12 protein-coding genes are annotated in these 15,030 nt (G+C 46.4%); 9 read left to right on the forward strand and 3 right to left on the reverse strand.

What is annotated here, in order from left to right; all coding sequences use genetic code 11:
• Positions 1-145 precede the first annotated feature (145 nt).
• The 3 genes from yghU to OPS25_RS14620 all read right to left on the reverse strand — a co-directional run bounded on the left by yghU (position 146) and on the right by OPS25_RS14620 (position 5,729).
• Positions 146-1,006, reverse strand: coding sequence for a glutathione-dependent disulfide-bond oxidoreductase (yghU, locus tag OPS25_RS14610; protein WP_265618591.1), 861 nt, complete (start codon positions 1,004-1,006; stop codon positions 146-148).
• Between the two features lie 326 nt (positions 1,007-1,332).
• Entirely contained in the window at positions 1,333-3,024 is a 1,692-nt protein-coding gene (locus OPS25_RS14615) for an NAD-dependent malic enzyme (protein ID WP_265618592.1), read from the reverse strand.
• Positions 3,025-3,077: 53 nt separating this feature from the next.
• Positions 3,078-5,729, reverse strand: coding sequence for a penicillin-binding protein 1A (locus OPS25_RS14620; RefSeq protein WP_265618593.1), 2,652 nt, complete (start codon positions 5,727-5,729; stop codon positions 3,078-3,080).
• A 139-nt stretch (positions 5,730-5,868) separates the two neighbouring features.
• On the opposite strand from OPS25_RS14620, the gene pilM reads away from it, so the two are divergent.
• The 9 genes from pilM (at position 5,869) to OPS25_RS14665 (ending at position 14,884) form a co-directional block, all read left to right on the forward strand.
• Entirely contained in the window at positions 5,869-6,936 is a 1,068-nt protein-coding gene (gene pilM / locus OPS25_RS14625) for a type IV pilus assembly protein PilM (RefSeq protein WP_265618594.1), read from the forward strand.
• On the forward strand, positions 6,924-7,514 hold the full coding sequence (locus OPS25_RS14630; protein ID WP_265618595.1) for a PilN domain-containing protein: 591 nt from the start codon (positions 6,924-6,926) through the stop codon (positions 7,512-7,514). The genes pilM and OPS25_RS14630 overlap by 13 nt, the downstream gene beginning before the upstream one ends.
• Positions 7,511-8,119 (forward strand): type IV pilus inner membrane component PilO, encoded by a 609-nt coding sequence (locus OPS25_RS14635; RefSeq protein ID WP_265618596.1) that lies wholly within the window; start codon positions 7,511-7,513, stop codon positions 8,117-8,119. The genes OPS25_RS14630 and OPS25_RS14635 overlap by 4 nt, the downstream gene beginning before the upstream one ends.
• Complete coding sequence (locus OPS25_RS14640; RefSeq protein WP_265618597.1) at positions 8,119-8,661, forward strand: pilus assembly protein PilP; 543 nt, start codon at positions 8,119-8,121, stop codon at positions 8,659-8,661. The genes OPS25_RS14635 and OPS25_RS14640 overlap by 1 nt, the downstream gene beginning before the upstream one ends.
• Positions 8,654-10,432 (forward strand): type IV pilus secretin PilQ, encoded by a 1,779-nt coding sequence (locus tag OPS25_RS14645; RefSeq protein ID WP_265618598.1) that lies wholly within the window; start codon positions 8,654-8,656, stop codon positions 10,430-10,432. Before OPS25_RS14640 ends, OPS25_RS14645 begins: the two co-directional genes overlap by 8 nt.
• Before the next feature lie 280 nt (positions 10,433-10,712).
• A complete protein-coding gene (gene aroK / locus OPS25_RS14650) occupies positions 10,713-11,228 on the forward strand; it encodes a shikimate kinase AroK (RefSeq protein ID WP_265618599.1) in 516 nt (171 codons plus the stop codon).
• Positions 11,229-11,243: 15 nt separating this feature from the next.
• A complete protein-coding gene (aroB, locus tag OPS25_RS14655) occupies positions 11,244-12,311 on the forward strand; it encodes a 3-dehydroquinate synthase (RefSeq protein ID WP_265618600.1) in 1,068 nt (355 codons plus the stop codon).
• 198 nt (positions 12,312-12,509) lie between these two features.
• Positions 12,510-13,880 (forward strand): SPOR domain-containing protein, encoded by a 1,371-nt coding sequence (locus OPS25_RS14660; RefSeq protein WP_265618601.1) that lies wholly within the window; start codon positions 12,510-12,512, stop codon positions 13,878-13,880.
• 155 nt (positions 13,881-14,035) lie between these two features.
• Positions 14,036-14,884, forward strand: a complete 849-nt coding sequence (locus tag OPS25_RS14665; RefSeq protein WP_265618602.1) for a Dam family site-specific DNA-(adenine-N6)-methyltransferase — start codon at positions 14,036-14,038, stop codon at positions 14,882-14,884.
• Positions 14,885-15,030 lie beyond the last annotated feature (146 nt).

Here is a 15,030-nt window from a genome sequence, read left to right on the forward strand (position 1 = left end):
GGCTACCAAGGAATGGGGGCAAGCATTACGGCTCCCGCAAACCCACTTTAACTAAAGTCAGCAAATTGTCGACAGACTTTATAACTGCTGGAATTACCCACGAGACCATCCCTCTTGGTCGCTGACTGAAAGCGATTCCGTGGACTCACCCCTTTTTCTTCAGCGCTTTAGTAATATCTTTGCTGCTATGGCGTTCAAGTAGCTGAATGCCATCCCCCCACGCTTTATTCACAATTTTCCCACGTTTAACTGCGTCTCGTTCACCAATTTGCTTTGCCCAGCGTACGACATGGGTATAGCTTTCAACTTGTAAAAATTCGGCAGCGTCGTACAGTTTACCCAATACCAGGTTACCGTACCAAGGCCATACAGCGATATCAGCAATGGAGTATTCATCCCCGGCCAGGTACTCGTTAAAGCTCAGCTGTTTGTCCAAGACGTCTAACTGGCGTTTGGTTTCCATGGTAAAGCGGTTAATTGGGTATTCCATTTTAGAGGGAGCGTAACTATAAAAATGGCCGAATCCTCCCCCTAAGTAGGGTGCAGATCCCATCTGCCAGAATAGCCAGTTGCGGCACTCTGTTTTAGCCGTAGTCTGTTCAGGAATAAATTTACCGAATTTTTCGGCGAGGTACTGCAAAATGGCGCCTGATTCAAAAACCCGCACCGGAGGGTTACTACTTCTGTCCATTAACGCCGGTATCTTCGAATTTGGATTCAGATTAACAAACCCTGAAGAAAATTGATCGCCTTCGCCAATATCAATCGTCCAGGCATCGTATTCAGCTTCTTTTATGCCCGCCGCGAGTAACTCTTCGAACATAATGCCAGCTTTCTGCCCATTAGGCGTAGCCAGGGAGTAGAGCTGAAAGGGGTGCTCACCGACAGGTAAAGCTTGTTGATGCGTGGGCCCGGAAACGGGGCGGTTGATATTAGCGAACTTGCTGCCATCCTCTTTTTCCCATTTCCATACTTTTGGCGGTTGATATTCTTTTTTCTTGCTCATGCTAACTCCTATCTGAAACCACTGATCATTACGAGTCACAGGCAATATGGATTAGGTATGTGCAAGGAAAGAAAAAGCGGACAATCCATTGCCCGCAAAGAAGGTTAGTAAGTCCGTTGATGTGACCTACATACTTAACTCTTTTTCATGTTTTGTGCCAATAAATAAAAAACAATAAATTTTAACAAGTTATAATATTTATCAGTGAATAAACAGCGTTTACCAAGAAAATAGTGTCAGCATTTGAAGACACATCATTCAACATGTGGGGCACTATGGGGAGGGGTAAAATTAGCAGGGCATAACGCCCTGCCTGGGAGAGCGGTTTAAATACTTACTCGTTTGTACGGCCGGTATACTGGCTTCCAGAAGTTACGCTCGATAGAAGCGGTCAGCGCCTCGTCGGTCATTTCTAATGCTAGATTTTGCTCCATAGCCACTTTTGCCACTGCGAACGCAATCTTTTTGCTCAAGTCTGCAATTTGCGTCAGCGGGGGCAACAGTGCGCCTTCGCCACTATTTACAAGGGGAGAGGCGCTGGCCAATGCAGTACTTGCTGCCATGAGCATTTCTTCGCTAACCAGACGGGCTTTTGATGCGATAACCCCTAATCCGATGCCAGGGAATATGTAGCTATTATTACATTGGGCAATAGGGTAGAGCTTGTCTTGATATAATACCGGTGTAAACGGGCTGCCGGTGGCGATGACAACATCACCATCGGTCCACTCAATCACTTGCTCCGGACGTGCTTCAACCTGCCGGGAAGGATTACTTAAGGGGAAAATGATGGGTTTATCATTATATTGCTTCATGGCCCGAACAACTTGTTCAGTGAATAAACCGGGTTGCCCTGAAACACCAATTAAAATGTCCGGCTGGGCACAATGCACTACGTCCAGTAGCGATGCGTAGTCGCCGCTGAACGTCCAGTCCTCGATGTCTTTGAGTTGCTGCTGAAGTTTTTGCTGGAAGTCACGCAAACCTTCCATGCCTTCGGTGACTAAACCAAAGCGGTCTATCATAAAGACTTGTCGGCGAGCTTGCTCATCAGTGAGCCCTTCGTGGCGCATTTGCTGGATAAGCATTTCAGCAATCCCACATCCTGCCGAGCCGGCGCCAACAAATACCACTTTCATACTGGATAAGTTTTGCCCTTTCGCCTTACATGCCGCCAAAATAGTGCCAAGGGTTACGGCTGCAGTGCCCTGAATATCATCATTGAAACAACAGATTTGTTCGCGGTAGCGATGCAAGATAGGCATTGCATTAGGCTGGGCGAAATCTTCAAACTGGATCATGACATCAGGCCAGCGTTTAGTTACTGCTTTGATAAACATGTCGACAAATTCGTCGTATTTGTCCTGTTCAATTCGCGGATGACGCGCGCCCATGTACATGGGATCGTTGAGCAATTTTTCATTGTTGGTACCCACATCCAGCATCACTGGCAGAGTATAAGCAGGACTGATCCCACCGCAGGCCGTGTATAAGGAGAGCTTGCCGATAGGAATACCCATGCCGCCAATACCCTGGTCACCCAGACCCAGAATGCGTTCACCATCGGTCACCACAATAACTTTTACTTTGCGCTTGGTGGCATTGCGCACAATGTCGTCAAGCTGGTTTCGATCTTCCCACGACAAAAACAGCCCGCGCGAACTGCGATAAATATCAGAAAACTGCTCACACGCGTCCCCAACCGTTGGGGTATAAATGATGGGCATCATCTCTTCAATGTGGTTTTGGATAAGCTTATAAAACAAGGTTTCATTGTTATCGTGGATCGCACGTAAATAAATATGTTTGTTTAGCGCGTCATCGAAGGTGTTATACTGCATATATGCGCGTTCCACCTGCTCTTCGATTGTTTCATATCGAGGGGGCAACAAGCCAGTTAGGTTAAACTGCGCTCGTTCTCGCGCGGTAAATGCACTGCCTTTATTAAGTAAGGGGGTCTCCAGCAATGATGGGCCGGAATGAGGGATATAAAGATACTTGTTAGAATCTTCTGACATTGTTTGTCCGCATTGTTTATTCTAGTGGTAAGCCGCTTTCACCTGAAGCTGTATCAAAATACCTCTTCAGGCTCCGACTCATCGGTTGATTCGAGTTCTGCAGGGTCGATAATTTCATCTTCACGAATGTAGCTTTTCGGCTCAGTACCTTGCAGAAAGTATTCAAATAGTGTCGTATGGTCTGTACGTCTGGTCAACTTTCCAGTGGTACGATCAATTCGTACCCTGACGATATCTTCGGGAATTGGCATAGGAGAATACGGCACATCTTGCAGAGCCACTTGCATAAAACGAATCCATGCTGGGCCAGCCGCTTTTGCGCCATCTTCAGAGCCCACCAGCGCGTTCCCTATCCAGTTGTATTTTTCAGGATTACGGTTAATCAGGTTTTGATTACGCGTCGCCCGCCCTAACTTACGATTCATATCATCAAAACCTAACCACGCAGTCGCCACCAAAGAGTGATGGAAACCACTAAACCACGTGTCACGAGAATCGTTAGTGGTACCAGTTTTGCCCGCAATGTCTTCTCGCTGCAGTATATTTCTAGCCCGCCAGCCAGTGCCTAACCAATAGGTTTTATTATTCCAGCTACCGTTCGCCCTGACCCCTGTTCGCATCATCTCACTAACCAAAAATGCATTCTGGGCACTGATCACCCGCGGCGCGGAGGGTTTCGCTTCCTTTTTATCCGTTGCGACCAGCGATTGCTCCTGATTTAATTGCTCCGCCAGCAAGGCTTCAATGTCTTTTACCTCAGCTTCCCCAGTAGGCCCGCTACAAGGATCGCATGCCCACACAGGGTTTGCTTCCCAAAGGACCTTGCCATACTCGTCTTGAATATTGTCAATAAAGTAAGGTTTTACTAAAAACCCCCCATTAGCGATGACGCTCATCGCCCGGACCATCTCCAAGGGTGAATGCGAGCCTGAACCAAGCGATACGGTTTCGTCGCGCGGTATTTCTTGTTCGTTGAAGCCAAACCGCGCTATGTGCTTCACCGTGGCATCTAAGCCCACACCACGTAATAAGCGCACAGATACCACGTTTTTGGATTTACCCAACGCTTTTCGCATTCGAATCGGCCCATCATATTCGGCCGGGGAGTTTTCAGGGCGCCAGGCCACACCTGTGTTCGCGTTCCATTGATTGATGGGAGCATCGTTTATGACGGACGCCAGCGTGTAACCATGCTCTAAGGCTGCTGAGTAAACGAAAGGCTTAATGTTTGAACCGACCTGCCGTTTTGCTTGCGTAGCGCGGTTAAACTGACTTTGATAGAAACTGTAGCCTCCCACCACAGCTTGCACCGCGCCATTTTGCGGGTCAATGGCTACGAACGCTCCACTCACGTCAGGTATTTGAGCCAAGCGCCATTGCTCGTCCTGCATGCGAATATGGATTACGGCACCTTCGGTAACAATCTGTGCAGCACGTTCAGGCTCATTTCCTTGTCTGCTATCCGTAATATACGGACGTGCCCAATCCAACCCGGCCCATTCTATGACACGGGTTTGCTCATTTTCGTCAAGTACGGTAATCGATTGTTCCTTTACTTCTAACACGACCGCTGGAATCAAAGGAGAATAACTTTCAATCTGCTTTAGGGCAGCAATAATCGCTTCATTATCCCACTCTGCACGTGTCTTGCTCGCAGCGGCTTGTTGTGTTTGCGCATCTGCGCGTTCAGCTTCGCTGTTTACCGATTCGTCTTCGACTACAGGCTGATTCCATAAATAGTCTATCGGCCCACGGTATCCATGCCGCTCGTCATAATCATGAATGTTTCTCACCACTGCGTCCTGTGCGGCCTCTTGCAAATGGGATGGCGCCGTGGCATACACCTGATAGCCCCCTGTTTCCGCTTCTTCCTTGCCATAAATTTCAATCATTTCAGCATAAATCAAATCGGCCAGATAAGGAGCGTCCAATTCAATTTCGGCGCCATGTTTTCGAGCAGTAACGGGTTGACTAACGGCATCGTCAAATTGTGCCCTGGTGATCAGCTTTTCATCCAGCATGCGTAACAGAACAATACGGCGTCTCTCAACAGAGCGCTGGGGGCGGCTTATTGGATTTAATACTGACGGGGCTTGCGGCAGACCCGCTAACGTCGCGATTTGAGCGAGGTTTAATTTTGCCAAGGGTTTACCGTAATAGACCTGCGCCGCCGCACCAAAGCCGAATGACCGATGGCCCAACTCCACTTTGTTCAGATAGAGCTCTAATATCTCCTGCTTACTTAATTCTTGTTCCATATGCAGTGCGATAAAAATTTCTTTGATCTTACGGATATACGTCTTTTCACGGGTTAAAAAGAAGCCTCGAGCCAATTGCATACTGAGGGTACTGGCGCCCTGTTGTTTTTCACCTGTAATCGCCAGGTTGAAAGCAGCCCGCATAATTCCAATAGGGTCGATACCATAGTGATCATAAAAACGACTGTCTTCGGTGGCGATAACGGCATCAATAAGTTCTTGCGGAACTTCCTCAAGTTTTACCGGTATCCGCCGTTTAACTCCATATTGAGAAATAAGTTTTCCATCATGCGTGTATATTCGCATCGGCGTTTGCAGACGAACGTCCTTAAGGACAGTGACACTTGGCAGGTCTGGTTTGATATAAAAATAAATACCAACCAAAGCAATACTGCCTACAATTGTGGACACTATAATGAATAAAATTAGATATTTGATGTACTTCACGAAGATATGATACCAGGGCTGTTGCGCCAAAATGACTTATATTTTATACGTACGTGTGTTTATTAGAACCCTACTACGCCAAAAATATGCGTAATATTCTAACATCGGAATTTTAACCTTTCAGGCCGGAACCCAGCAGATGAAAAAGCTGTTCAAACGAAAACTGCCGTCTATTGTGGGCCTAGATATAGGCACACGTCAAATAAAAGCAGTGCTATTGGAGCAAACCGAAGCGGGTTACACCATCCAGGGCTTCGCCTGCGAGCCCATTAGCAAGATAGCTTTTGCTGAGCGCGAAATAAAGGACTATGAAGCGGTAAGCATGACGCTTAAAAAAGTCAAAAATGCATTAAAGGTGAAAGACAAGGCTGTAGCATTAGCAGTGGCCGGCACATCCGTCATCAATAAAATGGTTTATATGGACCCTGAGCAGAACGATTTCGAAATGGAGAGCCAGATTGAGATTGAAGCAGACAGCCTGATCCCTTATCCCTTAGAGGAAGTGTATTTGGACTTTGAAGAAATGGGTCCGAGCAAAACACATGAAGGTAAAGTCAATGTGCTGCTAACAGCCGCCCATAAAGATTTGGTAGACAGTCGCATTACGCTCGTCAGAGAGGTTCCCTTTGAACCTAAGGTAGTGGATATCGAAGGCTACGCATTAGGTAATGCAATCAAATACTTTTACGCCAAAGAAAATACAGACACGCGTGTATGTTGCATTAATATTGGTGCATCACTACTACAGGTTTGTGTGTGGGAAAAAGGCGAAGTGATTTATAGTAAAGAGCACGCATTTGGCACCAATATGCTGATTCAGGATCTGGCAGCTATTCAAATGATTGAACGCGAAGAAGCGGAAAAGCAGTTGCTGTCGAATACCCTCCCTGCCAATTGGGTTGATGATACGTTACCCATCTTCGCAGCCAATCTGCAACAGCATATAAACCGTGCGCTGCAAATGTACATGACCAGCTTTCATACCGATCGACCCGCTAACATCTTATTGTGTGGTGGCGGCGCTACCATCTCCCCGCTGGTGGACAGCCTGGAACAGGATTTAGGTATCAACGTCGACATTTTCAATCCGTTTTCGGGTATGAAAATTAATCCCAAACTTGATAAAGAAAAACTGGCAGCAGTGGCACCACAACTTGCAATCGCCGCCGGTTTAGCCAGCAGGAGCTTCTCTCCATGGCACATATAAACTTGCTGCCCTGGCGTGAAAAACAACGTCAGGAGCAAAAGAAACAGTATGTAATGGGTCTGATTGCCGTAGCGGCGTTAGTAGGGTTGGTATTTTGGTTCGTCGGTCAAGCTATCGACCAACAAATAGCCAATCAAAATGCCCGTAATACCTATCTACAGAATGAAATTAGTGCGTTAGATTCTCAAATCGCAGAGATTCAGAACATTAAGAAGAGTAAGAGTGCTATCGAGCAGCGCATGGCGTTAATTGAGCAACTACAGACCAGTAGAAATGTTGCGCCGTTACTTTTTGACGAACTGGCAAAAATTGTCCCGCCAGGGGTCTCGTTTAAGTCGATGCGAAGAATTAATAATACGATTGAAATCGAAGGCATTAGCGACTCTAATAACCGACTATCAGAATTCATGCGCCAGTTAGAACGTTCTGACGTGTTCACCGGGGGAGATCTTTCATCCATTGTAGCCGATGACCGCACCTCCGGGGCAGTAAGCGATTTCACTCTCAAGTTTACAATTAGCCCTGCCATTGCACCTCAACCAAGTGAAGTGGACAACGCACAAGGAGGCAAAAAATGAAGTTTGATTTTGCCCAGCTAAAAACACTCAACGAACTGGACTTTGAGCAAATAGCAATTTGGCCAAAAGAAGTCAAAATTGTCGTCAGTGTGTTCGTCGGGATTATTGTTGCCGCATTAAGTTACTACTTTTTGATCGCCCCAAAACTACCTGTGCTGGACAGTGTGCAAGCTAAAGAGCAGGAATTAAAATTACAGTTTGAGGCGAAGTATCGGATAGCTGTAAACCTGGATGCGTATAAAGAACAACTTACCCGCATAGAAGAAGACTTTTCTTCAATGCTACGATCGTTACCCACCAGTAATGAAACTCCGGGATTGTTGGATGACATCACATTTGCTGGCACAACATCAGGACTGAATTTTAGAATCTTAAACTGGCAACAGGAAGTGCCTAAAGAATTTTATACTGAGCTGCCAATTGAAATGGAAGTGATGGGTGGTTATCACAATTTTGGCGAGTTTGTCGCCAAAGTCGCTGACCTGCCACGTATCGTGACGATCCATGATTTTACGCTCTCGCAGGAGCAAAGTGGGTTACGACTTCAGTTGCAGGCAAAAACCTATCGTACTGCTGTAGCACAACGTGAAGGGGAGAAAAAATAATGAAACATTGTTCTACCCTGGCGCTTGCGAGTATAGTAGTCCTTTCAGCGTGCTCACCCACACTAAATGACCTAACCGCCTATACTGCACAAGTGAAGTCTACTACTCAGGTTAATATCGATCCTTATCCTGAGTTTACCAAACCACCTTCAGCGCAATATACAGCACAGAACTTTCGCAGCCCGTTTACGCGACCTAAGGAAGCGTCAACACCAGTAAAAGTAGCTAAACAGGCGAATTGTTTACAACCAGATTTCAATCGAAAAAAGGCGCGTTTAGAAGAATACGGCTTAGATGCATTGTCCCTTGCTGGCAGTTTCACCTCGCAAGGTAAGCGTTGGGCACTATTTAAATCTAACGATGGAAGCTTGCATAAAGCGCAATTAGGCAGCAGGATTGGTTTGTTCTACGGAAAGATTAAAGAAATCAATGACAAATCAGTTAAAATCGAACAATTGTTACCTGACGGTGCAGGATGCTGGCAACGCAAAGAAGTTACGCTGTCCACGGCCTCGGCAGCAGGAGAAAATGAGAATGTCTGAGCGATACATTTTTAATAAACGGCTAAACCGTAGCAACACTGCTTGGTATTGGCTTGCGAGTATGGTCGTATTTTTTGTCATACTGAATTTTTTGGTGCAATCGAAGGCCAGCGCACAGGAAGATCAGACTCCCCTGCTCGACCCGTACGAAGCTGAACAGAGCGCATTTTCTTCTACCTTAAAGGATGTTCAATTCGTTCGTCAGGCAGGCAACCTTGCAGTGACAACGTTAACCTTCAACAATAAAAAGTTCGTGCCTCAATTAATTGAATCGAAGGGCGAGTTAACTGTCACGCTTCCTGGAACTGAATTGGCTGAAGATCAACTGGTTGAACTAAATGTAGAGCAGTTTGGCACTCAGGTTTCAACGGTTGAAACCTATCAGGAAAAAGAAGGCGCGCGTGTTGTTATTCGCTATGAAGGTCTGGTTTTTGCGCAACACCAACAAGAAGGTAAAGCACTTCGTATTGAAATCAAGCCGATGAGCAAGGAAGAGCAGGCCAAGCTAGACCAGGATAACCAATATACGGGTGACCCTATTTCGTTGGATTTTCAAGATGTTCCTGTTCGTGAAGTGTTACAGATTATTGCTCAGGTGAATGGTTTCAACTTAGTGACCACCGATACGGTTTCAGGCAATGTGACTATTCGCCTGGCTGGTGTCCCTTGGGACCAGGCGCTAGATATGATTCTCAAGATTAAGGGGTTAGACAAACGCCTTGAAGGAAACATTTTACTCATTGCGCCCTCAGAGGAGCTCACAGCAAGAGAAACCCAACAACTGCAATCTAAAAAGCAGGTGGCCGATTTAGCTCCACTCAAATCGACCAGTATTGTAGTCAACTATGCGAAAGCCGAGGCGCTGGCCGCGATTTTAAAAAGCCAGGACGGGGGCATTTTATCACCGCGTGGCTCAGCCACGGTAGATGAACGTACCAACACCATTTTAATTCGCGACACCCAGGAATCCATTGATGAAGCGCGCATAATGATAGACACGCTGGATATTCCTGTAAAACAGGTCTTAATTGAAAGCCGGATGGTTACCGTACGTGATAACGTGGGCGAAGAGTTGGGCGTGCGCTGGGGCTTTTCAGACAGACAGGATGATGACGGGATTTCAGGGTCACTGGAAGGAGCAGATACAATTGCAGGCGGTGTGGTTCCACAAATTGCGGATCGCTTAAACGTAAATTTGCCTGTGATTAACCCTGCTGGCCGCATAGGTTTTCAGGTAGCCAGTTTGCTTGATGGGACAATTCTGGATTTAGAGCTTTCTGCGCTGGAATCAGAAAATAAGGGTGAGATTATTGCAAGTCCTCGCATTACCGTAGCAAATCAACAAGAAGCCTATATTGAGCAGGGAACCGAGATCCCCTACGTACAGGCAACGTCAAGCGGTGCGACTTCCGTAGAGTTTAAAAAAGCGGTATTAAGTTTAAAGGTGACTCCGCATATCACGCCTGATAACCGTATCATTCTGGATCTGGTGGTCACGCAGGATACCCGCGGTGAAACAGTGTCTACTTCAACGGGTCCCGCGGTAGCGATCGATACTCAGGAAATAAAGACGCAAGTACTAATCGAAAATGGTGAAACCGTCGTGCTGGGTGGAATTTTCCAACAAATTAATACCGACGACGTTTCTAAAGTGCCACTCTTTGGCGACTTACCGGTGGTGGGTTCACTGTTTAGGAACAAGTCCACATTATATCAAAAGCGCGAACTATTGATTTTTGTGACGCCAAAAATTGTTACTGAAAAACTGTAGCGACCAGTGTGGAGGGTGAAATTCGCCCCCACACTCCTTCCTATCTCCCTACAAATCGATAAATCCTGCTGTTTTTTAGGTTATTTTTGCAATGTGGCTAACAAAACTTGCATCAGCACTTGCATCAGTTGATGAGAAACTGAGATAATCACGCCCTCGAAATTTAAGCGAGGTTTAAGGAGTGTGCTTATTGGGCAATGAATAGGCACAAGTTTATGGGTGGTCGAGAAAGGCACATGGCACTACCCTCAACATCAAAAAAGTTGTGAAACAAGCAAATATGGCTGAAAAACGTAATATCTTTTTGGTTGGCCCAATGGGTGCTGGCAAAAGCACTATCGGTAGACATCTGGCCGACGAACTTCATCTTGAGTTTTTTGATTCTGATCAGGAAATCGAGCGCCGTACAGGTGCCGACATCGCCTGGATATTCGATCTTGAAGGCGAAGACGGTTTCCGCAAGCGTGAAGAAAACATCATTAATGATTTGACTGACAAGCAAGGTATCGTGTTAGCAACAGGCGGTGGCTCGGTGGTGAGCAAAGCTGTTCGCAACCGTTTGTCAGCACGCGGCATTGTGGTATATCTGCAAACCACAATCGATAAGCAGGTGGCACGAACGCAGCGAGATAAGCGTCGTCCGCTTTTACAAAATGGTAATGCAGAGCAAGTTCTAAGAGACTTAGCCGGTGAACGCAATCCACTCTATGAAGAAGTGGCAGATTACATCGTAGAAACTGACGATCAATCAGCACGCGCTGTCGCCAATCAGATTATTAGCCAGATCGGCTTATAAAGGATTCCTCTTACTATGTCATCAATTACTGTTGAGCTTGATGAACGTAGCTATCCAATCATAATTGAAGCCGGGCTGTTAACGCAGCCCGGTTTTTTATTGCCATACTTATCGGGGCCTCTGGCGGTTGTGGTTACCAATACCACCGTTTCTCCGTTATATCTTCAAAATATTATTTCTGCGTGTAGTGAGAAGCACGTAGAGGTCATTGAGTTACCCGATGGTGAGCAATACAAAACACTGGCGCAGTTTGAAATCGTCATGACACGGCTGCTTGAGCTAAATGCTGCGCGAGACACCACGTTGATTGCGCTAGGCGGAGGCGTAATTGGCGATTTATGTGGTTTTGTAGCGGCGACTTATCAGCGTGGAGTGCCCTTTATCCAAGTCCCCACTACACTTCTAGCGCAGGTTGATTCGTCAGTAGGGGGTAAAACAGCGGTTAATCATCCTTTGGGCAAAAATATGATTGGCGCTTTTTATCAGCCCAAATTTGTGGCGATAGATGTGAATGTGCTCACTACTTTACCCAAGCGCGAATTTGCCGCAGGCATGGCTGAAGTAATCAAATACGGTATTATCTACGATAAAGCGTTTTTTGAATGGCTCGAAGCCAATCAACAAGCGTTGCTACATCAGGATGAGAAGGCGTTGATTAAAGCAGTGACGCATTGCTGTCAAATTAAAGCAGAGGTCGTGGCACAGGATGAAAAAGAAGGCGGCCTGCGTGCAATACTTAATTTAGGTCACACGTTTGGACATGCAATTGAAGCTGAGCAGGGTTATGGTCATTGGTTGCATGGAGAAGCGGTTGCTGCTGGTATCGTAATTGCAAGCCGAGTAGCGTTGTCAATGAATTGGCTTACTGAGTCGGGTTACCGTCGAATTGAAAATTTGCTCAGTGCATTTGAACTGCCAATCTGGGGTCCATCCGATATGGACTACGATGCGTATTTGAAGCATATGGCCAAAGACAAAAAAGTGGAAGCAGGTAAAATTCGGTTTGTTATCCCAAAGGAGATTGGTCAAGCGGTAGTGACGAAAGATATTGCACCGTCGTTGCTTCGCCAAATTCTTGGTTAAACTACCTTTTAATTACGCTACCTACCACCAATACCGCACTGTGATGAACAATGCTCTTGCCATGTTGAATGGGTTGGAAAGGCCACCCGCCTTGATATATGCAAATTAGATGCAGTGCTGCATCTTTGATGCGGTTCACACATTAATGCGGATTAGTATAAACTATTTTACAGCAGCAGGCGTCTTAGGGTTTCTTTAGTGCATTCAGAATTGCATGACCGATTGGAGTATCTGGTTAACTATTCCTCGCAACTTATTTTTGTGAGCAGTGATTCTGTGGCCCAGCAACAGAAAACCCTTGAAGCATTCGTTTTCAACCAGCCCAACGAAACCGATATAGCCTTTGTCACTGCCCATCCAAAAATGGAGATCGCGGACTATCGCGGTCAATTATGCCGGCAGTTACTGGGACAAACGGTCGGTAGTTACGTCCGCCCCCTCAATGAGCTACTTGCCGCATTAAATAACCATGATGGCCCAATACTGATTACTATAACTCAGGCTCAGCATATGCCTGATCAACTGTTGCAAGAATTGTGGGACCTAGTTTTACAAAGTCGGTTCGCTGCTAACAAACAACATTTGAATGTGTTGGTGTTTGGTGAATCGCAGTGGGCCGAGCGTGCCAAGCAGTGGCTTCCTGCTAAAAATACCACCACGCCGTTGCTTATCAGTAGTCAATCGGTGTTACCTTCTGCCAGCGAGCTTACCGTCGACAAACTTATCGCGCAACGCAGACAGGAATTCGAAAAACATTTGGCTGCGCGCTACTCCACTGGAATAGCAGCCCCCTCTAGTCCGCGTCATCCCGCTATATTTTGGTCAGTCATAGCAATGGTATTTCTGCTCATTTTTAGCGCCATTGTTGCCTGGCTGTATAACGAAAAACTAATAGCCCTTTTCCAACCGCTAACATCGCCGGAAGAGACCACTCAGGTTGAAAGTGTAGAAATTGGCACCGCATATGAGGAGCTTATCAGCCAACAAGCGGAACCGTTAACAGACTTAGCGTCTGAGGATGCGCCACCGGCCGACGCCGATACGCCCGAGCAGCCCGTTGAAAAGCTTGCCGATACCGAATCTTCATTAGTTGCCTCCTGGCCAGATGCGCTGGCCCAAACGGCTTCGCGCTCCGCAGATTCTGAAGAGCAGGATGATAGTGTCAAAAGCACCGCACCTGAAAACCAACCCGCTGTCATGGAACAAGCTCAGCAAGACAGGGCCGAGGATGAAGCAATCAACCGCTCCTCTCAGCAACCCGTGCGAGCACTGACAGTTGCCTCGGTGAATGACACCGATATTCAAGCTGATAGTTACTACATCCAGTTGGCTGGCTTGAAAGACGAGTTATTGTTGTATCGCTTTGTAAAAGATCACGACTTAACCGCCGTGGTAAAAATGTACAAGACCCAACGTTACGGGGGCGATTGGTTTGTATTATTATTTCATCAACCTTTTCAAGACATACAAGATGCCCGCCACGCCGTAGCTAACTTACCTTTATATCCCACGCGCGACAAAGCATTCGTAAAAGCTGGCAGGCAAATTAAAGCTGAGTTAAATCAATAAGTTTGTTCTCACGGTGAAATGGTAGTTGTAGCCGATCAGGTTGCCCGTTACAATCTTCCCTAAGGTATGTAACAACCGCCGGCCGAGCAGAGTTAGCTCTATCATCCGATATCGTGGTTTTTATAGTTAACAATCATGTAGATTTCGTATTACACATGGCAAAACAAAAAAACCGCGCCTTTTTAAAGTGGGCGGGAGGAAAATACGGGCTGGTTGAACAGATTGCATCGCGGTTGCCCGATGCTGACAAACTTATTGAACCTTTTGTCGGCGCAGGTTCGGTGTTTTTAAACACCCAGTATAATCGCTATCTGCTTAACGATATCAATCCAGATCTGATAAATCTTTATAATTTATTAAAGAGAAAGCCTGATAGCTTTATTCAGGATGCGCAACAGTTTTTTACTCCCAGACATAACTGCCCCGACACCTACTATGCATTGCGCGCTGAGTTTAATCACAGCAGCGATGTGTATCATCGGTCATTATTATTTTTGTACTTTAACCGGCATGGATACAACGGCTTGTGTCGCTACAATCTGAAAGGAAAGTTTAACGTGCCATTTGGCCGTTACAAACGTCCTTACTTCCCGGCTAAAGAAATGGCTGTATTCGCCGAAAAAGCACATCAGGCAGTGTTCACCTGTTTACCGTTCGAAAAAGTATTTAGCCGAGCGCGATTAGGAAATGTTATTTACTGCGACCCTCCCTATGCTCCACTCAGTAAGACCGCCTCTTTTACCAGTTACGCAGCCAACAGTTTCGGCGAGTCGGCGCAGGATAAACTAGCCCTGTTAGCGGTGAAAGCTTCGGCCAAGGGTATACCGGTATTAATTTCTAATCATGACGTGCCGCTAACCCGCAAACTGTATGAACCTGCGCTGTTGAGCCAACTGTCTGTAAAGCGCTCGATCAGCCAAAATGGGGCCTTACGAAAGCCCGCCTCAGAGTTATTAGCGCTATTTTCACCTTCTGAGCTAATTCCGGGCCGCATTGATGGTTGAACGGCTAAGAGATAGCGGCGGGTATCTAGTCAAGACGCTTTGATAAAAAGTGAGGTAGGCTGGAGCCTTTCGACCCAAGGTAACGCGGATTAGATATTCACCTCTACCTCCCGTTGGGTACGGCATTTTACACTTTCGAAGGGCAC

This window comes from Alteromonas aquimaris (assembly GCF_026183695.1).
GTDB classification, from domain to species: domain Bacteria; phylum Pseudomonadota; class Gammaproteobacteria; order Enterobacterales; family Alteromonadaceae; genus Alteromonas; species Alteromonas aquimaris.

Excerpts from the sequence above, each read along its gene's own strand:
- OPS25_RS14640 (WP_265618597.1), top strand. The coding sequence starts at position 8,119 with ATGAAACATTGTTCTACCCTGGCGCTTGCGAGTATAGTAGTCCTTTCA.
- OPS25_RS14630 (WP_265618595.1), top strand. The coding sequence starts at position 6,924 with ATGGCACATATAAACTTGCTGCCCTGGCGTGAAAAACAACGTCAGGAG.
- OPS25_RS14635 (WP_265618596.1), top strand. The coding sequence starts at position 7,511 with ATGAAGTTTGATTTTGCCCAGCTAAAAACACTCAACGAACTGGACTTT.
- OPS25_RS14665 (WP_265618602.1), top strand. The coding sequence starts at position 14,036 with ATGGCAAAACAAAAAAACCGCGCCTTTTTAAAGTGGGCGGGAGGAAAA.
- aroK (WP_265618599.1), top strand. The coding sequence starts at position 10,713 with ATGGCTGAAAAACGTAATATCTTTTTGGTTGGCCCAATGGGTGCTGGC.
- OPS25_RS14645 (WP_265618598.1), top strand. The coding sequence starts at position 8,654 with ATGTCTGAGCGATACATTTTTAATAAACGGCTAAACCGTAGCAACACT.
- pilM (WP_265618594.1), top strand. The coding sequence starts at position 5,869 with ATGAAAAAGCTGTTCAAACGAAAACTGCCGTCTATTGTGGGCCTAGAT.
- yghU (WP_265618591.1), bottom strand. The coding sequence starts at position 1,006 with ATGAGCAAGAAAAAAGAATATCAACCGCCAAAAGTATGGAAATGGGAA.
- OPS25_RS14615 (WP_265618592.1), bottom strand. The coding sequence starts at position 3,024 with ATGTCAGAAGATTCTAACAAGTATCTTTATATCCCTCATTCCGGCCCA.
- aroB (WP_265618600.1), top strand. The coding sequence starts at position 11,244 with ATGTCATCAATTACTGTTGAGCTTGATGAACGTAGCTATCCAATCATA.